This window comes from Emticicia aquatilis (assembly GCF_014644295.1).
Lineage (GTDB): Bacteria > Bacteroidota > Bacteroidia > Cytophagales > Spirosomataceae > Emticicia > Emticicia aquatilis.
Genome location: NZ_BMKK01000003.1, coordinates 45,379 through 65,995, shown reverse-complemented (window position 1 = coordinate 65,995; position 20,617 = coordinate 45,379). Strand labels below are relative to the sequence as shown.

The 20,617-nt window shown below is 37.6% G+C and carries 25 protein-coding genes; 9 read left to right on the top strand and 16 right to left on the bottom strand.

Going from position 1 to position 20,617, the window contains the following annotated elements:
- Window positions 1–82: 82 nt before the first annotated feature.
- Together IEX65_RS07685 and IEX65_RS07680 are read left to right on the top strand one after the other, a co-directional pair.
- A complete protein-coding gene (locus IEX65_RS07685; RefSeq protein WP_188765460.1) occupies window positions 83–754 on the top strand; it encodes a Cj0371 family chemotaxis-regulating polar lipoprotein in 672 nt (223 codons plus the stop codon).
- A 105-nt stretch (window positions 755–859) separates the two neighbouring features.
- Complete coding sequence (locus IEX65_RS07680) at window positions 860–2,035, top strand: glutathionylspermidine synthase family protein (protein ID WP_188765940.1); 1,176 nt, start codon at window positions 860–862, stop codon at window positions 2,033–2,035.
- A 4-nt stretch (window positions 2,036–2,039) separates the two neighbouring features.
- Here the strand turns inward: IEX65_RS07680 and IEX65_RS07675 are convergent, their stop codons facing one another.
- The 7 genes from IEX65_RS07675 to IEX65_RS07645 form a co-directional block, all read right to left on the bottom strand.
- On the bottom strand, window positions 2,040–2,327 hold the full coding sequence (locus IEX65_RS07675; protein ID WP_188765459.1) for a type II toxin-antitoxin system RelE/ParE family toxin: 288 nt from the start codon (window positions 2,325–2,327) through the stop codon (window positions 2,040–2,042).
- Window positions 2,312–2,560, bottom strand: a complete 249-nt coding sequence (locus IEX65_RS07670) for a hypothetical protein (protein WP_188765458.1) — start codon at window positions 2,558–2,560, stop codon at window positions 2,312–2,314. Before IEX65_RS07670 ends, IEX65_RS07675 begins: the two co-directional genes overlap by 16 nt.
- 187 nt (window positions 2,561–2,747) lie before the next feature.
- Window positions 2,748–3,509: a triose-phosphate isomerase gene (gene tpiA / locus IEX65_RS07665; protein ID WP_188765457.1), complete on the bottom strand. Its 762-nt coding sequence runs from the start codon at window positions 3,507–3,509 to the stop codon at window positions 2,748–2,750.
- Between the two features lie 233 nt (window positions 3,510–3,742).
- A complete protein-coding gene (locus IEX65_RS07660; protein WP_188765456.1) occupies window positions 3,743–4,213 on the bottom strand; it encodes a GNAT family N-acetyltransferase in 471 nt (156 codons plus the stop codon).
- A 6-nt stretch (window positions 4,214–4,219) separates the two neighbouring features.
- On the bottom strand, window positions 4,220–5,665 hold the full coding sequence (locus IEX65_RS07655; RefSeq protein ID WP_188765455.1) for a pyridoxal phosphate-dependent decarboxylase family protein: 1,446 nt from the start codon (window positions 5,663–5,665) through the stop codon (window positions 4,220–4,222).
- 121 nt (window positions 5,666–5,786) lie between these two features.
- Window positions 5,787–6,278, bottom strand: a complete 492-nt coding sequence (locus IEX65_RS07650) for a GNAT family N-acetyltransferase (protein WP_188765454.1) — start codon at window positions 6,276–6,278, stop codon at window positions 5,787–5,789.
- A gap of 66 nt (window positions 6,279–6,344) precedes the next feature.
- Complete coding sequence (locus IEX65_RS07645; RefSeq protein ID WP_188765453.1) at window positions 6,345–6,836, bottom strand: MarR family winged helix-turn-helix transcriptional regulator; 492 nt, start codon at window positions 6,834–6,836, stop codon at window positions 6,345–6,347.
- Window positions 6,837–6,996: 160 nt separating this feature from the next.
- Between IEX65_RS07645 and IEX65_RS07640 the strand changes: the two genes are divergently transcribed.
- Window positions 6,997–7,689 carry a 2OG-Fe(II) oxygenase gene (locus tag IEX65_RS07640; protein ID WP_188765452.1) on the top strand — a complete coding sequence of 231 codons (693 nt, stop codon included), beginning with the start codon at window positions 6,997–6,999 and terminating at the stop codon, window positions 7,687–7,689.
- Window positions 7,686–7,949, top strand: coding sequence for an Ada metal-binding domain-containing protein (locus IEX65_RS07635; protein WP_188765451.1), 264 nt, complete (start codon window positions 7,686–7,688; stop codon window positions 7,947–7,949). The genes IEX65_RS07640 and IEX65_RS07635 overlap by 4 nt, the downstream gene beginning before the upstream one ends.
- Before the next feature lie 40 nt (window positions 7,950–7,989).
- On the opposite strand, the gene IEX65_RS07630 is transcribed toward IEX65_RS07635, so the two are convergent.
- The 3 genes from IEX65_RS07630 to IEX65_RS07620 form a co-directional block, all read right to left on the bottom strand.
- Window positions 7,990–8,838: a bifunctional helix-turn-helix domain-containing protein/methylated-DNA--[protein]-cysteine S-methyltransferase gene (locus IEX65_RS07630; RefSeq protein WP_188765450.1), complete on the bottom strand. Its 849-nt coding sequence runs from the start codon at window positions 8,836–8,838 to the stop codon at window positions 7,990–7,992.
- Between the two features lie 115 nt (window positions 8,839–8,953).
- Window positions 8,954–9,709: a hypothetical protein gene (locus IEX65_RS07625; RefSeq protein ID WP_188765449.1), complete on the bottom strand. Its 756-nt coding sequence runs from the start codon at window positions 9,707–9,709 to the stop codon at window positions 8,954–8,956.
- Window positions 9,710–9,733: 24 nt separating this feature from the next.
- Complete coding sequence (locus IEX65_RS07620) at window positions 9,734–10,168, bottom strand: DUF2141 domain-containing protein (RefSeq protein ID WP_188765448.1); 435 nt, start codon at window positions 10,166–10,168, stop codon at window positions 9,734–9,736.
- A gap of 222 nt (window positions 10,169–10,390) precedes the next feature.
- Between IEX65_RS07620 and IEX65_RS07615 the strand changes: the two genes are divergently transcribed.
- A complete protein-coding gene (locus tag IEX65_RS07615) occupies window positions 10,391–10,870 on the top strand; it encodes a GNAT family N-acetyltransferase (protein ID WP_188765447.1) in 480 nt (159 codons plus the stop codon).
- A gap of 68 nt (window positions 10,871–10,938) precedes the next feature.
- Here IEX65_RS07615 and IEX65_RS07610 read toward each other — a convergent pair whose 3' ends face one another.
- The 3 genes from IEX65_RS07610 to IEX65_RS07600 are packed head-to-tail and all read right to left on the bottom strand — an operon-like array spanning window position 10,939 to window position 13,479.
- Window positions 10,939–11,817: a LytR/AlgR family response regulator transcription factor gene (locus IEX65_RS07610; RefSeq protein WP_188765446.1), complete on the bottom strand. Its 879-nt coding sequence runs from the start codon at window positions 11,815–11,817 to the stop codon at window positions 10,939–10,941.
- Window positions 11,818–11,823: 6 nt separating this feature from the next.
- The gene (locus IEX65_RS07605) at window positions 11,824–12,459 is read right to left on the bottom strand and encodes a rhomboid family intramembrane serine protease (protein WP_308424948.1); all 636 of its coding nucleotides are present in this window, start codon (window positions 12,457–12,459) and stop codon (window positions 11,824–11,826) included.
- A gap of 45 nt (window positions 12,460–12,504) precedes the next feature.
- Window positions 12,505–13,479 (bottom strand): polyprenyl synthetase family protein, encoded by a 975-nt coding sequence (locus IEX65_RS07600; protein WP_188765445.1) that lies wholly within the window; start codon window positions 13,477–13,479, stop codon window positions 12,505–12,507.
- A 274-nt stretch (window positions 13,480–13,753) separates the two neighbouring features.
- Between IEX65_RS07600 and IEX65_RS07595 the strand changes: the two genes are divergently transcribed.
- Window positions 13,754–15,163, top strand: coding sequence for a serine hydrolase (locus IEX65_RS07595; RefSeq protein WP_188765444.1), 1,410 nt, complete (start codon window positions 13,754–13,756; stop codon window positions 15,161–15,163).
- A 6-nt stretch (window positions 15,164–15,169) separates the two neighbouring features.
- On the opposite strand, the gene IEX65_RS07590 is transcribed toward IEX65_RS07595, so the two are convergent.
- From IEX65_RS07590 to IEX65_RS07580, 3 genes are all read right to left on the bottom strand, one after another.
- Window positions 15,170–15,778 (bottom strand): Uma2 family endonuclease, encoded by a 609-nt coding sequence (locus IEX65_RS07590; RefSeq protein ID WP_188765443.1) that lies wholly within the window; start codon window positions 15,776–15,778, stop codon window positions 15,170–15,172.
- Between the two features lie 128 nt (window positions 15,779–15,906).
- Window positions 15,907–16,977, bottom strand: coding sequence for a branched-chain amino acid aminotransferase (locus IEX65_RS07585; protein WP_188765442.1), 1,071 nt, complete (start codon window positions 16,975–16,977; stop codon window positions 15,907–15,909).
- A 152-nt stretch (window positions 16,978–17,129) separates the two neighbouring features.
- The gene (locus IEX65_RS07580) at window positions 17,130–18,152 is read right to left on the bottom strand and encodes a M28 family peptidase (RefSeq protein ID WP_188765441.1); all 1,023 of its coding nucleotides are present in this window, start codon (window positions 18,150–18,152) and stop codon (window positions 17,130–17,132) included.
- A gap of 234 nt (window positions 18,153–18,386) precedes the next feature.
- Here IEX65_RS07580 and IEX65_RS07575 point away from each other — a divergent pair, with 234 nt between their 5' ends.
- The 3 genes from IEX65_RS07575 to IEX65_RS07565 all read left to right on the top strand — a co-directional run bounded on the left by IEX65_RS07575 (window position 18,387) and on the right by IEX65_RS07565 (window position 20,613).
- On the top strand, window positions 18,387–18,722 hold the full coding sequence (locus tag IEX65_RS07575; RefSeq protein ID WP_188765440.1) for a nucleotide pyrophosphohydrolase: 336 nt from the start codon (window positions 18,387–18,389) through the stop codon (window positions 18,720–18,722).
- The gene (locus IEX65_RS07570) at window positions 18,722–19,678 is read left to right on the top strand and encodes a hypothetical protein (protein WP_188765439.1); all 957 of its coding nucleotides are present in this window, start codon (window positions 18,722–18,724) and stop codon (window positions 19,676–19,678) included. Before IEX65_RS07575 ends, IEX65_RS07570 begins: the two co-directional genes overlap by 1 nt.
- Before the next feature lie 422 nt (window positions 19,679–20,100).
- Entirely contained in the window at window positions 20,101–20,613 is a 513-nt protein-coding gene (locus tag IEX65_RS07565; protein WP_188765438.1) for a DUF2480 family protein, read from the top strand.
- Window positions 20,614–20,617 lie beyond the last annotated feature (4 nt).

Here is a 20,617-nt window from a genome sequence, read left to right as displayed (position 1 = left end):
CTACCAAGATTCTTTCTTAATTGCAGCATTTACTAAATATTTGACACATAAATTTACTAAACCGCTCTTACAATATCGAAAAATGACTCCTATTAGCAAAAAAACTTTTATCAAAAAAGTTAAAGATATTACCATTAGTGGCACAATCGCCCTTACAATTATGGGCAATAGTGTTGCACTCCAAAGCTGTGGAAGCGATAGCTCCGACGAAGAAGAGTATGAATACGAAGAAGTTTATACCAAAGGTGTGAAAACCTATATTTCGGAAACCGAAAAAGGAGTTTTCAAAATCACTAACGAAAAAGAGGTGCCGATTGATAGTTCGGTAGCCATCGTAACCTACCTCGATGGTAAAAAAGATAGTCTATCACCCAAAGTTGTGCAAGGCCTTATCGACAGCGAAGTGAAAACAAGTCCGAACACAATTGGCCAAAGCAGTAATCTTTCAAATGCTCTTTTGTTTGGCGGAATGGGCTATTTATTGGCTAAAACGATGAGTCCGAATTATGCCAATTATCGCCCCGATGTTAATGGTGTTGCACAAAATTCGGGTTCAAGGGCAGATACTTCACGTCATCGTCGTCATCACTTTGGTGGTACTGGATTAATGACTTATTACGCCACTCGAAGTGCGTTTGATAGGTCGAACCAAATTCACCAAAACATCGGTAATTCTCGTACTACGATGGCACGCCCCGTGGGTGGCCGTAGCGGATTTTTCCATAGTTCGAGCCATAGTAGCCATAGTTCGTAAGAAAGTCCACGGTCAACCGTCGATAGTCAACAGTATAAATTTAAAGTTTTTAGACAAAACATATTTAATGACCATGGACAATTGTCTCTTGACCATGGACTAAAAATCATGAAATTAAAAAATCTCACAATCTCACCCGAAGCATCGCTCCGCAACATTGGCTGGAATTGGATGCTCGGCGAAGATACCTTGCCTTATATTACCAACGAAATGGTGGTTGTGTCGGAAGAAGAAGCCGAAAGCTATTTCGATGCGGCCAATGAGCTTTACGAAATGTACATTGCAGCCGCCCAACATGTAATTGATAACGAGCGTTACGCCGAACTCGGTATTCCTGAAAATTTGATTGAATTAATTGAATATTCGTGGGAAAACGATGCAAATTGGCACATTTATGGCCGATTCGACTTGAGTGGTGGCGTTGATGGAAAACCAATAAAATTGATAGAATTCAATGCCGATACGGCTACTTGTATTCCAGAAACTGCCGTTGTGCAGTGGGCTTCGTTGAAAGCAAATTATCTCGATGAAAGCCAACAATTCAATACTTTGTATGAAACTTTCGTAGAAAAATTCAGAGAATTGCACCGCCAAAATCCGAGTTTTCAGAAAACTTTGCTGATTTCGACGATGAAAGATTTTCCCGAAGACGATACCAACATGCAAGTTTTGGGCGAAGCCGCCAAAGAAGCAGGCTTTGAAGTAACGTTTGATTATATCGAAAACGTGGAATTTTCGGCCATTGAAGGTATTTTCAAGTACAACACTGATAGTGGAAGTTTTACGAAATATGACTTTTGGTTCAAACTTATTCCGTGGGAATATATTGGTTGGGACGAACCCGAATTAGCTCAGATTTTAACCGAAATCTCGAAAAACCAAAAGGCTGTAATTCTGAATCCTGCCTATACATTACTTTTTCAATCAAAAGCAATTTTGAAAATTCTGTGGGAATTGTACCCAAATCATCCTCTACTTTTAGAGACTTCCTCGCAAGCAATTTTAGGCAAAACTTGTGTAGAAAAAGTACTTTTTGGGCGAGAAGGAGCAAATATTCGCATCATTTCGCCATCAGGCACTACCGAAACCTCGACCGAAGGAGAGTATTTTGAACAAAACACAGTTTTTCAAGAATATACCGATTTTTTGAAAGATAATGCAGGAAACTCATACCAAGCAGGTGTATTTTTTGTAGGTGAAGCCTGTGGGCTGGGTTATCGTAGAGGTGGGAAAATTTTAGATAATAAAGCTCAATTTTGCGGACATTTGATTGAAGGTTAAACTTTCAAAAACTAAATGCACTTCGATTATCTACAATTCTGATTAGAAGCACTTGTTCGTTATTTACCTGATAAAGCAGGGAGTAGTTTTTTGAAATTAAAATACGACGAATTGTCTTTATTTGTTGAGATTCGATACCAATAAAGGGCATTTTTGCAATCAAATCAATTTTACTATAAACCAAACGAACAAAATCAATAGCTCGTTCATGATTTTGACTTGTTGAGATATATCCAATAATTGCATCAAAGTCTGCTTCAGCAGTTGTAGTCCAAACTATTGAATATTCCATTTTTGAGCAATTTTTTGACGAACTAAATCGTCAGATATTGTCTCATTTGATTTAGCTTGATTAATAGATTGTTGCGTTCTTTCAAGTTCTTTTTGAGTTAAACCATCAAGTATATCTCCTTTGATAGGTAAAAGACCTGCAATGCTATCGTAGAGTTCACGCAGATACTCTTTATTATCAATCGTATCAATTAATTGATGAAAAGCAGGTTTCAACTGTGCATCAGTTAGCATATTTCTTATATGTTTTGAAACAAATATAAAGATATATTTCAAATTTTTGTAAAAACAGGTACTTAAAATTATATACTAAAAAGTTACAACTATTGATAGAATTCCTATAAAAGGGTCTTACATAAAAAACCTTACAAGATTGCAACACTTCTCAATCCTGTAAGGTTTCTAACAAAATTTATTTTAATCAGAATGACTTTGCAATATTCGTAAACTCTCTTGATTTCAACGAAGCTCCACCAACTAAGCCACCATCAACATCTGGACAAGCGAAAAGTTCTTGAGCATTTCCTCCGTTTACGCTTCCACCATAAAGGATAGAGATTTCGTCAGCTACTTCTTGACCGTATTTTGATGCTAAGTGGTCTCTCAAAACTTTGTGCATTTCTTGTGCTTGGTCGTTTGAAGCAGTTACACCCGTACCGATTGCCCAAATTGGCTCATAAGCAATTACGGTTTTCTTCAAATCTTCAGCCGAAAGATGGAAAAGGCTATTAGTGATTTGTCCACAAACGAAATCGAAATGAATACCTTCGTTGCGTTGTTCCAAAGTTTCACCACAACAGAAAATCGGTGTAAGACCTTCAGCCAAAATAGCATCGACTTTCTCAGCTAAAAACGCATCAGATTCATTGAAATACTGACGACGCTCACTGTGACCAATGATTACGTGACCAACGCCAACTGATTTCAACATCGGTACCGAAACTTCACCTGTATATGCACCCGAAGCTTTTGGATAACAGTTTTGAGCACCCAACGAAACCTTTGGCGTATCAATCAATTTTCCGAAAGTGCTTAAATAAGGAAACGGTACGCAAATCACAACTTGTACGTTAGGATTTACAACTTCGTCTTTTACCATATTTACAACTTCCGAAAGCAAGATTTGACCTTCTTCAAAAGTTTTGTTCATTTTCCAGTTACCAGCGGCGATTTTTTTTCTCATTTTCTTAGAATCTTTGATTGTTTTTAGTCGATGGTCAATAGACGACAGTCCACAGAAAACGACTAATTTAATTAATAGTTGACTTGGGGTAATAATTTTATGTTTTACACTTACATTACATAAAATACCCTCTTAAACGCCCAAAGATACCGCTTTTTTAATAGTCTGACAAATTGAAATTGTAGAACAATTTTCTAAATTGTTTGGTCAAGATTACAATTCGGAGAATTGTGTTACAAATACAACTCCATAGCCACATCGGCACGCTCGTAGGGCGATGTAAAGTTTTCGATTCGTACAAAACCCAATTTTGCATAAAGTGTGAGTGCAGGCGTAAGACTCGAGTTGGTTTCGAGATATACACGTTTGGCTCCCAACTCACGGGCTTTCTGAATAGCTGCCTCACCAATTAGTCCACCAATTCCTAAGCCACGAGCGGCTTCACTTACGCCCATTTTACAAAGTTCATAAGAGTCATTGCCCATTGGTTTTAAAGCAGAAGTTCCGAGATACTCTTCTCCTCTACGTGCTAAAAGTACCGCTCCGCCAGTTATCAAGAAATATTTTTCGGGGTCTTCGAGCGAAGCCAAATCACCTTTTTCTACTTTGAAATATTTCTCAATCCACTCATAATTGATTTGTTTGAAAGCCAATTTTTGGGCTTCATTATTTGGGTCAAGTTCGATGATTTCTATTTTTTGCATGATAATTTATAGTTTAGAAGCCACATCACGAATTGTATCCAACAAATATTCTATCGAAGTTTCAGTTTTTCGGTGATTGATGATACACGCCCGTAACACAAACTCTCCATTAAGTTTTGTACTGGTAATAAACACTCGTCCATCAGCTTCGAGAGCAGGAATCAGTTTTTGATTTAAATCGCTAATCGCCTCATTATCAGCCATTTTTCCTTTATACCTAAAACACGCCACTGCTAAATCGGCCTTTGACTTCAATTCAAAATCAGTCGATTCTTCCACGAGTTTTATCAAATAATTGGTCAAATCAATGTCTTTTTGAATCATCTCTCTGATTCGGTCAAAACCATACGCCTTCACCGACATCCATGCTTTAAAGGCTTTTGCATTGCGAGAAAGTTGGAAATAATGCTCATTAAATTCCAAGCGAGCATTGGCATTTGTCTGCAATTCAGTCGCCAAATAATCTGCTTCTTTGTAATACGTTTCTCGCATTTTCTCCCAATCTTGCACCAAAACACAACCGATTTCAAAAGGCTGATAGAGCCATTTATGAAAATCAAGGGCAATCGAATCGGCACGCTCCAAACCTGCATATTTATGTTTGATTGAAGGCAAAGCCGAAGCCAAACCACCATAAGCACCGTCAACGTGAAACCACATTTCGTATTTTTGGGCAATATCGGCCAATGCAGTTAGGTTGTCAATAGCACCCGTATTCACTGTTCCAGCGTTTCCCACTACACAAAAAGGCATAAAACCACTGGTAATATCGGCTTCGATTTGTTTTTCAAGAGCATTTACATCAATCGTCAAATCAGCGTTTGTGTCTATTCTACGAAGTTGATTTGTGCCGATACCCAACAATGATAAACTTTTATCAGTACAATTATGGGTTTCTTTTGAGCAGTAAACCATAAAAGGCTTTAAGCCAAAAAGCCCGTTGCGTTTAATATCAAATTTCTTGAAAAAGATATTTCGGGCAACCGTCAAACCAGCCAAATTAGCTTCCGAGCCACCACTCACCATTGCACCACCCGCCTCTGGTGTATAATCAATCATTTCGGCCGCCCATTTAATGACACGTTTTTCGATTTCGGTCATGGCTGGAGCCAAATGCCATTTCGTATTATTTTGATTGACGGTTGAGAGCAACAACTCGGCCACCGTAGAAATCTGATTTCCACCCGACATCACATAGGCGTACATATTTTTGCCCAAATTGCCCGTTGCACTATCAAAAACCTTTGTTTTTACTTCGTCGAGCAGCTCAAAGCTATCTTTTCCAATTCGGGGAAGTGGTTCATCAAACCAACTTTCAACTTCTTCTTGGGAGTTTACATTAAACCCCTTGATAGCATCAAGATTGGCGTATTTTTCAAGAATCATCGAAGATGCTTTCTCCAAAATCTTACTAAACTCTTCTTGACTAAAATCTAAAGTATTATTATTCATAGGTTATTTAATTTAGATTTGTTTCCACCGTAGGAACGTCCAAATTGGACGTTCTCAATGAAAATTACAATTTGTTTCATCTGTTTGTGAACGTCCAGTTTGGACGTTCCTACGAAAACCTTTATTTTATTGTCAATCGGTAAATTTTCAAACCTTCAATGGCTGGGTGCTTGTAGGTTGAAGGCGTACTTTCAACGGGCATCAGCTCAAAACCGTTTCGTTCATAAAATCGGTGGGCAGCTTTTGCTGGCGGCGGCGTATCGAGCCATAATTCTTGATAACCTTTTTCTTTGGCGTATTGAAGCAAGGTTTCAAAAAGTCGCTGGGCTAAATTTTCATCTTTATTTCCACGCATGGTTTTATCCAAAAACATTTTTCGTAGTGAAGCTTGTCTACCAGTGAGTGGCTCTATACCGATTGTTCCCATTAATTGGTTATTTTCATCAAGTGCAATCCAAAACCTCCCGTTTTTATAAAATTCTTCGATATTTGGCAAATCTGGTTGGTCTTGTGCGGTCAATCCTAAACCAAATTCGTCGTTTTGAATGCCCAAAACTAATTTCTCAACTTGCTTTTGGTAGATATTTGAATATGTCTGTATTGAAATTTTCATAAATTTTTCTTATTAATATTGACTAAATATTATTCCGTAGCAGACGTATGCGATATGCCCCTACAACTATTTTTTCTTCGATTCTTGAAATTCTTTCATGCGTTCGGTGTAAGATTTTGAAGCAAAAAACAATTCTATTTCACCTAAAGCATCTAAAATATTGGTTGGTTGAGACTCTACAACTTGGCGGTTTACTTCTCGAATATCGTCCCAAATAAGTTGTAGTTGCGGCAGCATACTAAGCCCTTTCTTGCTTAATTTTAATAATCTTTTGCGAGCGTCTTCTTTCGATTTTGTAGAAGTTATCCAACCTTCTTTTTCTAATTCTTTGGCCAACTGAATAACCGCTGGATGCGAAATATTGAGTTTTTGGGCAATATCCATAATACCCAGTTCCTTTTCTTGCGAAAGCAAATAGTATAACGGAAACCACTTAGGCTCAAACTCCACTCCATTACTCCGATAAAATTCTGCCCCTGCTCGCATGATATAATCGCTCATGCGTTTCATTCGGCTGGCAATGATTAATGGCCCCAGTTTTGAAAAAACATCTTGCATTATGTAATTAGTTACGTAATTGATTACGCAAAAGTAGCACGATTAAAAAGATTTGCAAGATGAAGACGATTATTTTTTTATTTTTCTACTAAAAACAAAGCAAGATTCGGTTTGATAAATGCAAGAAAGTATGTCATTTTTGCAGAAAAACAAATGAAAAATGCTTAAAAATATAGATTTTAAAACTCATTTAGCTAATATTAATCAAAATGGTTATGCAGTTTTGCCCAAGTTATTTTCGGATGAAATTTGCGATGAATTGGCCACAACTTATGATGAATCTGAGAATTTCAGAAGTGTAATTAATATGAAACGTTATCAGTTTGGAAGTGGTGAATACAAATATTTTAAGTATCCGCTACCTACTATTATTGATGAAATACGGCATGAGATTTATCCACATTTAGCACACATTGCCAATGATTGGATGATAAAATTGGGTATCGAGAAAACTTTCCCGAATCAGTTGAGTGAGTTATTGAAATTGTGTCACGAAAATGGGCAAAACCGCCCAACTCCTTTGATTTTGAAATACGAAACTGGCGATTGGAATGCCCTGCACCAAGATTTATACGGTGAAATCTTTTTCCCTTTTCAGATGGTTATTTTCTTGACTCAACCTAATGGTGATTATACGGGTGGAGAATTTATGATGCTCGAAAATCGCCCAAGAATGCAATCGAAGGGAATAGTTTTACAGCCAAATAAAGGCGATGCAGTGATTTTTACAACGAATTTCCGACCAACGCTGGGCAGCCGTGGGTATTATCGAACTTCAATGCGGCATGGGGTAAGTGAAGTACGGAGCGGTAAAAGAATTAATCTTGGAATTATTTTTCATGATGCGAAGTGAGTTTAAAACATATTGACTTAGGAAAAAGTAATTTTGAGCGTTCGAGAAATCTATTTTTGAAAATAGAATCAGGTGAAATCTCATTAGGGGGAAACAGAAAATTGAAGATTTTTGGACGTTTGGATTGCCGAGCGGGGAAACGAATGAAAGTGGAAAATAGAGTATTTTTTCAGAGCGAAGCAGAGGCGATAAATCTTGGTTATCGCCCCTGTGCGATTTGTATGCGGTCGGAGTATTTGATTTGGAAAGGCACAATTTGAAATCGGAACGGTCCGCCGTAGCGGTTACGGGCAACTTGTGCTACGAATGCCCCATTTCCCAGCCCAAAATTGCTTTTTTACGAGTTGTACCCCAACGGTAGCCGCCAATTCCTCCTACTTTTTGCAGCACTCGGTGGCACGGAATAATATAGCCAAGTCGATTGCTTCCGATGGCTGTCCCGACAGCTCGTTGGGCAGTGGGTTTGCCGATGGCGTTGGCAATGGTTTCGTAGCTGACCATTTGTCCAAACGGAATTTTAAGAAGGGCTTCCCAAACTTTTATCTGAAAATTTGTTCCTCGCAACAAAAGCGTGAGCGGTTCGCTTGTGTTGATGTTTTCATAGAAAATTTGTTCGATAAATGGCTTCGTGAAGTTATTATCAAAAATGAGTTTAGCTTTTTCAAAATCTTGTTGTAATTCTTTTATTATCAAATCTTTAGACGACTCTTCAAGAAATCTAAAATCGGTAATTCCTCGCTCAGTAATGGCAATCAGACATTCGCCAAATGGTGTTTCATGGATTCCGTAATGAACTGTTAAACCCTGCCCTTTTGCTTTAAATTCGGCGGGAGTCATGGCTTCGTAGCTCACAAATAAGTCGTGTAAACGGCTTGAACTTGAAAGGCCTGACTCGAAAGTTGCTTCGAGTAAATTGCTACTTTCGGCGAGTTTTTCTTTGGCAAATTCTTTGGTCAAGAATCGCATGAATCGCTGCGGACTTGTGCCTGCCCACTTCGAAAATAACCGATTAAAATGAAATTCTGATAATGCAACGTGGTCGGCAATTTCTTTTACGCTTGGTTGATTTTGGAAGTTTTCTTCGATGAATCGAATCGCTTTTTCTATTCTGTTATAATCTATATATTCTTGGTTATCAATATTTTCCATCGCTTTTGATTTAGCTTTTCTTGAATCTTTCGTCAAAATTACGTTGGATTACGTTGATGGACAATCTGATTTTTGCGGAATTGCCCCCGACCCCTAAAGGGGAGAAAGAACTGACTCATATCAATTCTTTCTTAGCAAAAAGTTGTTTAATTTTAGCGGAAAGGCTTGGCTTTGTTTCGATTTTGAACTTGACTTTATATTTTTTGATGATGCGAGCCGAAAGAATTCCGAGTATAATACCTGGGGCTGTCCAAGTAAGGATGAATACAAAACTTGGTGTATTATCAGGCATAAATCTTGGTACGATATTTACACAAAAAGCCGTGATTGCTGCTGTGTATGCTCCCATCATTTTGCCAGCATGGGCAAAAAACCAGTGCATTTTTTCGGCTTTTACATAACCTAAGTATAATTTTAGGTCTCCATAGGCATTCAATAAACTTACTGTTCCGAAAATAAAAAACAGTACATTTAATTCTCCGAAATACTTAGCTGGATTAACTGTCAGATAAACGCCATAAGCCAACATACACACGCCCGAAAAGCCAATCAACCACGCACCGATTTTATCTACCAAAGTTGGCTTTAAGCCTTTTTTCATGGCCAGCATTCTTTTGCCAGACCAGTTTGGATAAAAACTTACGATACCGATTCCTAAGAAAAATTGATATTTTAGATTGGTTGGATATAAGATAAAAAAGATAGTGGTCGTAACGAATATCATAAACATTGACCAATAAAAAATTACACCCGCACGGTTATGTACTTTTCCACCCTTATTGGCTATCATAGCTACCAAACCAGCTATCAATGATAAAATGCCACACAAGACATGAACTGCAATTGAAGATTTATAGATGAGCGTTTCCATTGTTGTATTTTTTAAGGTAAATTCTTAGAAAGAGAATAAACTGATGGTAATATTTTTATTTTCATTCAAATCGAAGGCACATTGCTCGAAATTTGGCGGCCCCATAAGCATCGTTACATTTGAAAAACCAAAAGGTTCGGCTGGCATTTGCCCGTTCATATCGAGTTTGTTATCGCCGTTTAAATCTTGGTATAAAACAATGGCATATTTGCCTTCCAACATTCCTTCAAACTTTAAAGTTACTTCACCTTCTTTAGTTACTTCTGCCGTGGCCGATTTTATACCTCCACCTTGTGGGAAGCTATTTTCATCGTTTGAAATCGTAGCTAAAATTTTTCCTGTTCGTTGCTGAATGCCTTTTATCGTAACTGTTACACTGTATTTGTTTTGAGCAAAAGTGATAGTTGAAGTAAATGCAAAAATTGCGATTAGGATGATTGTTTTGAAGAGCGTTTTCATTTGATTACGTGTTTTTTTGAAATATTTTTTGTGTTATTTGAATGACACAAAGGTAGAATGGCTTAAAAAACTATGCAAATCAAAGGGCTGATTATCAAACAGTTGGGGAGTTTGACAAAGCGAAGGGAGATTTAACAAAATTGTGGGACGAATGACAAAGGTTTGTTTTAGTTTTCAAAATATTATCTTTGCTTTTCATCAATAATATCTCTGTATTTTAATATGGTTCGCAATATTACGGCTAATGATTTTGATTTTATTTATGGGCTTTATATGAATCCGGCCACTAATCCGTATTTGCTTTACGAATTGATGGATAGAGAGGCGTTTATGCCTATTTTTAATGATTTACTGAAGCAAAATATTATCTTTATTTACGCTGACGCAGGACAAAATATAGGAATGTTTAAACTTATCCCTTTCCATCACCGAACCAAACACATTAATTACATTGGCGGTCTTGCTATTCATCCTGATTTTACAGGAAAAGGTTTTGGTTCAAAAATGATGACAGAAATTATTGATTTGGGCAAACAAAGAGGCTTGAAAAGACTCGAACTTAGTACGGCAACCTTCAATACAAAGGCAATAAAACTTTACGAGAAACATGGTTTTGTTTTTGAAGGAGTCATGAAAAACTATACCTACATTCAAGCTGAAGAGCGTTTTATTGATGAGCAATTAATGGCTTATTTATACTGAACCTTTCAACTATCGCTGTTGCAGACCCAAAAACTCATTTAATTAGTATCAAACGCCTCTTTGTAGATTTATTTCAATCGCTCAACAATCTCTGAGTATTTGCGAGCAACTGGCACAAGCAATTCGGGAGCTTCGAGGTGAAGTTTATAGCCTTGTGCATTACCCGTTACTTTCTCGACTTTATCAAGATTGACAATAAACGAGCGATGACAACGCACAATGTTTTCGGAAGGTATTTGGCTTTCGAGGCGAGTAAGGCTGCTACGAAGAAGTTCTTTTTGGAGTTTGCCTTGCTTTTCGTAATATATAGTTGAATAATTATCAGACGATTCAATAAAATAGAGCGATTCGGTACTCAACTCTATCGAATCTCTATCGTTTTCGGCAATAAGTTTTAAGCGAACGACGTCATTGTTCGGTGCTTTATTTTCAATATTATTTTCGTTTAAGCCTATTTCGGGTGCATGATGATGCACAACGATTGGTTGATTATATTTCTTTAGCTGAATGATATAGTTGAGCATTACTCCGAAAGTAGCAGGAAAAATGCCGATAATCATTACGCCAATAAGCATCCAAAAAAAACTTTTCAGGCTGATGTTGAGGTTAAAAGCAATCCTACTGAAAAAAACATTGACGACCGTAATCATCAAAATAAGAAGCAGGATTGAAAGTATTTCTTTGCCTACATTCCAAGTTGTTTCGTTGTGGTATTTAGGAAAACTCTTGAAAATCCCAAAACGCAGCACAAGACCGCACAAAGTAGTGATGAGTCCGTAACACGCCAAATACCAAACTTTGTTAGGGTCGTGCCAATCCGAAACCCCTAAAGGTTGAAATAGAATTAAAAATAAAGCAATAAAAGTTCCTTCCCCCAAGCTTTGTAAGAGCAACTTAGTGTTCGATTTTTCGCCAAAAGGATATGGTTGTTGAAGGATTTTAAGCATTTTTCTCTAAAACGGTCGCCAGTTTGCAATTTGGTTAATAAAACTCGGCACAACTTCTGGGTACATTACAATCATCACAACAATTCCAAAAACAGCTCCCCACCAGTGAGCAGAATGGTTGATATAGCCATTACCACGCTGCATTTCGTAGTACGTAAAAGCCAAATAAAGTATGGCAAAAATAAAAGCAGGCATCGGAATAAAAAATACCCCAAGCTTTGCAGTAGGAACGAATAAAATCGCTCCAAAAATTACGGCAGAAACTGCTCCTGAAGCTCCGAGTGAGTTATAATTTCCGTCTTTACGGTGCTTGAAAAATGTCGATAAATCAGACACCACGATTGCTACTACATAGAAAATAACATAAGCCACCGAGCCAAGACGAGGGTCATTATCGAATTTTTGAATGAAAACCTGCTCAATAAAATCACCGAAACTGTATAAGGTGAACATGTTGAAAAACAAGTGCATAAAATCGGCATGAACAAAGCCCGAAGTGACGAAACGGTGGTATTCACGGTTGCGGTCAATTGCTTTAGGGTTCATCATCCAACTATAAAGCATCGTTGGGTTACTGAGTGCGTAAAGACTCACACCTACTGTGACGAGTATAATTAAAAAATTTGCGGTCAGTTGTTCCATTTGTTTATTTTTTCTGTCGACTGTGGACTATCGACTGTTGACTTTCTATGATTCTCGTTCTATTAATTGTTTGGTAAGCTCAATCAACGGCTGTTTTCTTTCTGCCGAAGCGTTGAGCTTTTCTAAATCAGCCAAGCCTTTATCAAAAAACGCATTCATTTTTTGTTCGGCCAATTGCCTGATGTTCAAGGCATCGTAAATGGCTCTTACAGCTTTTACTTTTTCGTCTTTATCAAATTCTTTGGCATAAATCCATGCTTGTAGCTCAGCTTCTTGGGCAGTGCCTTTACCGATTTTGAGGGCTTTCAGCAAAAGCCAAGTTTTTTTATTTTCGATAATATCGCCACCTACTTGTTTGCCAAATTTCTCGGGGTCTCCATAAACATCTAAAATATCATCTTTTAGCTGAAAACCAATTCCGATATTCGTTCCAAAATCATATAATAATTGTGTAGCTTCTTCTCCTGCTTCGGCAATCAAACCGCCCAATTCCAAGGCAAAGCCCAGCAAAACTGATGTTTTTAGGCGAATCATATTAATGTACTCGTCTTCTGTAACATCGTTTCGGGTCGCAAAATTCATATCCCATTGCTGGCCTTCACAAACTTCGGCTGCCGTACGATTAAATCTTCTAATTACATGCTTGAAAATTTTATCATCAACGGCTGTCATTAACTCGTATGCACATACGAGCATCACATCACCCGAAAGAATCGCTACGTTTTCATTCCATTTTTCATGCACCGTTGGCTTGCCTCTTCGTAGTGGAGCGGCATCCATAATATCATCGTGCATAAGCGTGAAATTATGAAAAACCTCTACGCCAAGTGCTGGCTTAACTGATTTTTGCCAGTCATCAACAAAAATATTGGTAGCCATCACGGTAAGCAATGGACGCATTTTTTTTCCACCAAGCGACATCAAATATTCGATGGGTTCATAGAGTTCAACGGGACTTTCGCCGTATTTTGTACTGGCAATTTCGGTTTGAATTGCTTTAAGGAATACTTCTAATGACATAAAATGTGGAGCGAACATCCTGTTCGCCGAAATCAGAGATATAGATTGAACAACAAATAACGCCAAACTTGGCAAAACTAACAACTAAATTATGCACTCAAGCATGGCATAAAATCGAAAGACTTTGAATATCAACTTATTATAGTGGAATTTGGTTTTGGTTTATGATTTTAATTTTTCGTCCTCCAAATCATTTTATTTTACCACCTGTCAAAATTTCGGTCTGAATTTAATGATTCTTCTGCAAATTGGGTTATCAAACAAACCGTATATAATGCGAACTTTATTCACAATTTTACTACTAACAAGTTCATTTACAAGCTTTTCGCAAGCTGTTTCTGCCAAAATAGATTCTGTGCGAAAATTAGTTGAAACAACTTTCAATGAAAAAAACAGTAAAGCTTTATATGCTCTAACGAACGAAGGTTTTCAGAAGCAAGTTTCAGAAACTCAAATCGTACAGGTATCATCAATGCTTTATACTCAGTTCGGAAAGTGGAAAACGTCGGAATTTCAGAAAACAACCGATGGTGTAGCACTTTACAAAGCTATCTTTGATAAAGGAAGTCAGAATTTCTTTATTGGACTGGATAAAAACGATAAAATTTCGACACTGCTTTTTCAACCTTACAAAAGCGATGTACCAAAGAAGGATTATCAAGTTGCGAGTAATAATCCGATGAAAACACCGCTTGATTTACGGATTGACAGTTTGGTAAGACCTTATATTCAGATGCAGCACACGGCAGGCATTTGTGTGGCATTCATAAAAGATGGAAAAACGATTACTTACAGCTACGGAGAAGTAAAAAAAGACGAAAAACAACTCCCCGATGCCGATAAAACCTTTTTTGAGATTGGCTCAATCAGTAAGACTTTTACGGGCATCTTGCTTGCCGATGAAGTTGTGAAAGGCAAAATGTCGCTCGATGACCCCATCAATAAATATCTACCCGACTCTATTGGAAAAATGGCGTATAAAGGTGTGCAAATCACACTCAAAACTTTATCTAACCACACGTCGGGATTTCCTCGTTTACCGATGAATCTTTATAAATTAGGCGATGATTTAAATAATCCATATAAAAATTATGATATTGACCGAATGTATAGTTATCTGAAAACCTTTAAGCCTTACCGTGAAGTTGGTGTAAATTATGAATATTCAAATTTTGCGGTGGGTTTGCTCGGAACTATCTTAGCCCAACAAAATCAGCTTACTTACGAAGAATTATTGTTGCAAAAAATCTGCAAGCCATTGAAACTTGAAAACACAAAAATCAGCTTATATGCTACTGACAAAAATAATTTTGCTCAAGGATATAACGAAAAAGGCAAAGCCACCTCAGCATGGGATTTGAATATGCTGGCTGGTGCTGGTGGCATTCGCTCCACAACCAACGACATGGCAAAATATGTAGAGGCAAATATGACTAAAGCCCCAAAACAACTACAAGAAGCCATTGATTTAAGCCAAAAAGTAACTTTTGAAAGCGGACAAAATACTGTTGGATTAGGCTGGCATATTACCAAACGAAAACGAAATACAATTTATCAGCACTCAGGCGGCACGGGAGGATTCAGAACTTTTGTGGGCTTCGATAAAGAACGCCAAATTGGCGTAGTAGTGCTTTCAAACTCAGCAGAAGAGGTAGCCATGATTGGAATAGGGTTGTTAAAGTAAAATATCTCACTCAAATATTTCTTTTACGTTCATTCCGAAACCCACTATTGCTTCTGAGTATAAAATACCATCTTTCAACTTTTGGGCTAATTTGTAAGTATGGTTTTCCAGTAGATATTGCTCAACTGTCTGAGCATCGGTGTCAACAATCCAATATTCTTGCACACCATGAAGTGCGTAATCGGTCATTTTAATACCATAATCACGTTCTTTGGTGCTATCAGATAGAATTTCAATAATAAAGTCAGGAGCAGGAAATGCTGATTGCTTTTTTCCAAAATCAAGCGTACGTTCTTTTTTCCAAAAACAAATATCAGGCTCATAATCATTTCTTGTGAGCCTAACCATTACTTTTTCGTAGGCAATTTTTCCTAAATCTTTTTCATAAACAAAAGGCAATAGTCTTCTTGTTAAATTAGACGAAGCCATCCAATGTCTTCCATAAATGGGCGAATGATAAATAATTTCGCCCATAATAAACTCGGCTTTGACATTTTCATCAATATCTGCCCAAAATTCATGGCGACGTTTCTGTTCGTCAGCCCAAGCGGCTTCGAGTTCGTCAATGATTTCACGAAGATTAGGAGACTGCAATATTTCGTCGAATACAAGCATTTATTTGATTTTTTGTACGAATTTATCAAGTTTTAATAAATTATGAAATATATTTCATAACAAAAACGCCACTACGAAAAATCGCAGTGGCGTTTTGTATAAACACCCCTTTAGGAGCGGGGGGGCAGTTAAGCATGAATATTCCAAACCCAACCAAATGTATCTTCTACTTTACCAGTACGAATATCGTTCAAAGCGTTTTTCAAGCGAGTTGACATCGAATCGTCAGTGATTGCTGGTAATGCGTAATCTTTACCTTCAAAACCAATAGCAGCAAATGGCGAAACCACTACGGCAGTTCCTGCACCAAATACTTCGGTTACGCTTCCGTTTTCAATTCCAGAAATAATTTCTTCTACCGAAACTCTTCTTTCTTCTACTTCAACACCCATTGATTTGGCGATTTGCAATAAAGTATCACGCGTGATACCTTTCAAAATCGTTGTGCTTGTATTTGGCGTTATAAGTTTGCCATCTTTCACAAACATTACGTTCATAGTACCCGACTCTTCAAAATATTTATGTTCGATAGCATCTGTCCATAATAATTGTGTATAACCTTGCTCTTGTGCTAATTTTGCTGGGTACAACGATGCAGCATAGTTTCCTGCACATTTTGCATAACCAACACCACCCGGAGCGGCACGGATAAACTCAGTTTCGACTTTCACTTTTGGTGGAGTCGAGTAATATTTTCCTGCTGGACTCATGATAATCATGAAGCGGTAGTTTTGTGAGGCACGTACGCCCAAATACACATCGCTCGCAAACATGAACGGACGCAAATAAAGCGAGTTGTCTTCGCCTTTTGGTACCCACGCAGCATCAATTCTTAGTAATTCTTCTAAACCTCCGATAAAGATTTCCTCTGGAACTTGTGCCATGCACATACGTTCAGCCGAAATATTGAAACGTTTGAAGTTCTCTAACGGGCGAAACATCAAAACTTCATCTTTATCATTTTTGAAAGCTTTCATTCCTTCAAAAATCGACTGTCCATAATGCAGTGTAGCCAGAGCTGGGTTGTAGCTAATATCGCCATAAGGCATAATCTTTGGTGTTTGCCACACACCATTAATGCAGTCTGCAACCAACATGTGGTCAGTAAATACCGTTCCGAAAACAATGTTGTTTGGGTCAAGTTGTTGGATTCGGCTCTCAGCAACCAGCGTAACGTCTATGTTAAGTGTTTCTGTCATAAACAAAAAAATTTGAATGAATGGCGATTTGATTTACTTTAGCCTAAGTGTGGCACACTCGACTTATTAGTTATTTATACTTGCGAAGTAACAAATAATATACCACACTGTCAAGGAAAAATGCAAAAATAGTTGTCAAGACAATCTTTTTTTTATTGCACCTTACTTTCTTCGTATAAAACTTGCAAAACTGTCTGTCCAACAGCCTTTAAAGTACCTTTATCAATGATGCTCATGTTATCTTTTTGAGTGTGATGATAGTCGCCAAAAGTATTGCCTGTTGTTGGGCGTAAATCACAAATATCAATCATTGGTATTTTTGCATTGACGTTTACAGGCACGTGGTCGTCAGTAATATTTCCAAAATCTTGATTCAAGAAATATTGGCTATAACCTAACTGACTCGCAATGCTCCAAACGCTATTCATGACAGCAGGAGCGTATTGCATCGAAGCGTTGTCTTTCGTGAAAGTTGCTCCTTTTGCTCCAACCATATCAAACAAAATTCCGAAATAGGCCGAGTAGTTTGGTTTATGCAAATTTCTTGACCAATACTCCGAACCCATCAACCAACCACCGTTTGGAATCGTCACTTCTTTTGTATAACTATTTGGCGGTCCCCAATCTTCTACATCAAATAACACAACATCAATGCCAATGTTTGGTTTTTGTGCAGAATTTTGAATTGTGCGTAAAATCTCGAAAATAACAGCTACACCACTTGGGCCATCGTTGGCCGAGTCGAAAGGTTTATCTTTGGCCGTTGAATCATCATCCGAAAACGGTCGTGTGTCCCAGTGCGAAGCCAAAATGATGCGTTTGGTAGCTTGTGGATTGTACGTCCCGATGATATTTCGGGCATTTAGCACTTTTCCATCGTAAGTTACTGGCTTGAATTTTTGCTCAATTACTTCGCAACCGAGTTTTTTTAGTTCACTGACCATCCAATCGCCACATTTTACATGGGCTGCCGAATTTGGGATTCTTGGTCCAAACTTTACTTGTTTTGCTATATAATTATAAGCTGTGTCAGCGTTGAATGATGGTGCAGTAGCGAGTTTCACGGTTTCGGTTGAGGTAGAGGTTTCTTCCGAGCTGGCCGATTGCTTACAACCAACAAAAGCCGTGGAAATGGCAAAAACAGATAGACAACAAGTGTATTTTAGTAAATTCATAATAAAATTTGTATAAAAGCGGATGCACCTGAGCGAAGCGTCGCCAGTGGTTGAGCAAAGTTATAAGTTTTGATTCTTTTCTACTAACGTTGAATTGAATTAAGTATTTCAAGAATCGTTTTTTTGATTAGCTTTGTGAAATAGAATTCAAGACATCAGACAAGAAACAAAAGAAATTTCACAAGCTATTTTCTGCTTTTGTCTCATGTCTATTGTCTAAATATCTGATAAAAAATGACCATAGAAGAAGCACAAAAGATTGTTGATGAATGGATTACGACCATTGGCGTAAGATATTTTAATGAATTGACCAATATGGCAATGCTGATGGAAGAAGTAGGCGAAGTGGCTCGAATCATGGCACGTCGCTACGGCGAACAATCAGAAAAAGAATCGGATAAAGACAAAGATTTAGGCGACGAAATGGCCGATGTACTTTTTGTATTGATTTGTTTGGCTAATCAGACGGGTATCGACCTCACGGAAGCTCTCCGCAAAAATCTCGAAAAGAAAACCAAACGTGATTTATTACGCCATAAAAACAATGAAAAACTGAATCCAACTACGTAATGTTTACAATTCTGAGACAAGCCTTCCGTCGAACTGCTCAAAACTGGCAAATAGTTTTGGTTATATTTCTCGTAAACTTCATTTTGGGGCTTGTCATTGCTTTTCCGAGTTTTAGTATCATCAAGGCTGAATCTGAACAATCGTTGGCGTTCGAGAAGCTAATCAAAGATTTTGACTTTACGGTTTTCTATGATTTCATGCACAAAAGCGGCAAATCGCTAATCTCAATGATTCCTATTAGTTTGGTTTTAAGTGGTTTTTATATTGCACTAAATATTTTCTTTTCAGGTGGAATTTTGAGCCAGTTTACACTTCGTAATTCTTTCAAACTGAACGAATTTCTGAAAAATTCTGGACATTATTTTCTCCGATTCTTCTTGTTATTTTTACTTCAAGTTGTTTTCCTTGTTTTAGCGATTTTACTGGTATTTATTGTTTACGGCATTTTTGGAGTAATAGCTGATGGAAAAACTGAACCAACTTTCGTGGCGTGGATGATTTTTCCGAGTGCTTTTGCCTTCTTCATTATTACATTGTTGCTCAACGTGGGTGACTATGCCAAAGTTTTATTGCACCGAGATGATTTATTGAATCCGTGGAAAGCATTTTGGAAAGCAACTGAGTATATTTTCCGAAATTTCAAAACCATGCAAATCTACTGGGCTGTTGTGGTGGTTAGCTTTGCGGTGATGCTGGTTTACTTAATGCTTGAATCGAATATTGGTATGACTTCGGGTTTTAAAATCTGGTTGATGTTTATCATTCAACAGTTTTTTATCTTTTGTAAGGTTTTTATTCGTACTTGGAATCTTAGCAATGCATTTGATTTTGTGTCTCTCCGCCCAATTCCGCTTACACCTAAGCCAATAATTATTGAACCCGAAGTTATAGAAGAAACAAGTCAGGAAACACAAACCGACGAAGAACAAGATTCGGAAACTAAACTTTCTGAATAAGAGACTTGTTATTAAAAAAAGTAACCAAGAACCTCTGTATATCGATTAATACAGCACAAGGATTTTATAAAGATTACAAATCTTTACCCAGAAAAAGTAAAGTAAGGGGTGATTTATTTGATAACTCATATTACGCACAATAACGAAGACTATAACCTTTCCGATTAAATATCCGATTAAATGGTTGAGATAAGGAGTAATAAATTAAATAAAAGCTATTTAGTCCGTAGGACTTTCATATCGGTAGTATAGAGCCCAAATAGTATAACAAGAATGCCGTAGGTATTCAACTCATTCTCCTCCTATTTGTTGAATACCTACGGCATTCCGAAAATTAATACAACCACAAATTCTACCAATATAGAAGTCCTACGGACTAAGAATTTGAATAATTTAACAGGAAAGTTATCCAAAGAATTAAAATGGAAGATATAATAGTAAATAGAGTAGCCAAAAGCGGTTTATTATCGCTCGACTTAGAAGATTATTACCACCCAGGCGAACGAGTAGTTTATGATTTGAAAGATAATCTTTTTATGGGCTTGATTCTGAAAGAAAAAGATTTTAGAGAATTTATCAAAGCTCATGATTGGAGCCAATATTCTGGCAAAAACGTAGCCATTACCTGCTCCGAAGATGCCATTGTGCCAACTTGGGCCTATATGCTTTTGGCAATTCAACTTGAACCTTACGCCCACATGGTAGTTTTTGGAAGTTTAGCCGATTTAGAAACCAAACTCTACGAAGAAGCACTTTCAAAAATCAATTTCCAAGAATACGAAGGCACGAGAGTGGTGGTAAAAGGTTGCAGCAAAGTTTCAGTACCCACAAGTGCGTATGTGGAAGTCACTCGTCGTTTACGTCCGTATGCCCAAAGCATCATGTTTGGCGAACCTTGCAGCACTGTGCCACTTTATAAAAAGCCGAAAGTATAATTCT

Bases quoted from the DNA above. Each gene is read 5' to 3' on its own strand.
- IEX65_RS07685 (WP_188765460.1), top strand. From the start codon at position 83: ATGACTCCTATTAGCAAAAAAACTTTTATCAAAAAAGTTAAAGATATT.
- IEX65_RS07675 (WP_188765459.1), bottom strand. From the start codon at position 2,327: ATGGAATATTCAATAGTTTGGACTACAACTGCTGAAGCAGACTTTGAT.
- IEX65_RS07670 (WP_188765458.1), bottom strand. From the start codon at position 2,560: ATGCTAACTGATGCACAGTTGAAACCTGCTTTTCATCAATTAATTGAT.
- tpiA (WP_188765457.1), bottom strand. From the start codon at position 3,509: ATGAGAAAAAAAATCGCCGCTGGTAACTGGAAAATGAACAAAACTTTT.
- IEX65_RS07660 (WP_188765456.1), bottom strand. From the start codon at position 4,213: ATGCAAAAAATAGAAATCATCGAACTTGACCCAAATAATGAAGCCCAA.
- IEX65_RS07655 (WP_188765455.1), bottom strand. From the start codon at position 5,665: ATGAATAATAATACTTTAGATTTTAGTCAAGAAGAGTTTAGTAAGATT.
- IEX65_RS07650 (WP_188765454.1), bottom strand. From the start codon at position 6,278: ATGAAAATTTCAATACAGACATATTCAAATATCTACCAAAAGCAAGTT.
- IEX65_RS07645 (WP_188765453.1), bottom strand. From the start codon at position 6,836: ATGCAAGATGTTTTTTCAAAACTGGGGCCATTAATCATTGCCAGCCGA.
- IEX65_RS07640 (WP_188765452.1), top strand. From the start codon at position 6,997: ATGCTTAAAAATATAGATTTTAAAACTCATTTAGCTAATATTAATCAA.
- IEX65_RS07630 (WP_188765450.1), bottom strand. From the start codon at position 8,838: ATGGAAAATATTGATAACCAAGAATATATAGATTATAACAGAATAGAA.
- IEX65_RS07625 (WP_188765449.1), bottom strand. From the start codon at position 9,709: ATGGAAACGCTCATCTATAAATCTTCAATTGCAGTTCATGTCTTGTGT.
- IEX65_RS07620 (WP_188765448.1), bottom strand. From the start codon at position 10,168: ATGAAAACGCTCTTCAAAACAATCATCCTAATCGCAATTTTTGCATTT.
- IEX65_RS07615 (WP_188765447.1), top strand. From the start codon at position 10,391: ATGGTTCGCAATATTACGGCTAATGATTTTGATTTTATTTATGGGCTT.
- IEX65_RS07610 (WP_188765446.1), bottom strand. From the start codon at position 11,817: ATGCTTAAAATCCTTCAACAACCATATCCTTTTGGCGAAAAATCGAAC.
- IEX65_RS07605 (WP_308424948.1), bottom strand. From the start codon at position 12,459: ATGGAACAACTGACCGCAAATTTTTTAATTATACTCGTCACAGTAGGT.
- IEX65_RS07600 (WP_188765445.1), bottom strand. From the start codon at position 13,479: ATGTCATTAGAAGTATTCCTTAAAGCAATTCAAACCGAAATTGCCAGT.
- IEX65_RS07595 (WP_188765444.1), top strand. From the start codon at position 13,754: ATGCGAACTTTATTCACAATTTTACTACTAACAAGTTCATTTACAAGC.
- IEX65_RS07590 (WP_188765443.1), bottom strand. From the start codon at position 15,778: ATGCTTGTATTCGACGAAATATTGCAGTCTCCTAATCTTCGTGAAATC.
- IEX65_RS07585 (WP_188765442.1), bottom strand. From the start codon at position 16,977: ATGACAGAAACACTTAACATAGACGTTACGCTGGTTGCTGAGAGCCGA.
- IEX65_RS07580 (WP_188765441.1), bottom strand. From the start codon at position 18,152: ATGAATTTACTAAAATACACTTGTTGTCTATCTGTTTTTGCCATTTCC.
- IEX65_RS07575 (WP_188765440.1), top strand. From the start codon at position 18,387: ATGACCATAGAAGAAGCACAAAAGATTGTTGATGAATGGATTACGACC.
- IEX65_RS07570 (WP_188765439.1), top strand. From the start codon at position 18,722: ATGTTTACAATTCTGAGACAAGCCTTCCGTCGAACTGCTCAAAACTGG.
- IEX65_RS07565 (WP_188765438.1), top strand. From the start codon at position 20,101: ATGGAAGATATAATAGTAAATAGAGTAGCCAAAAGCGGTTTATTATCG.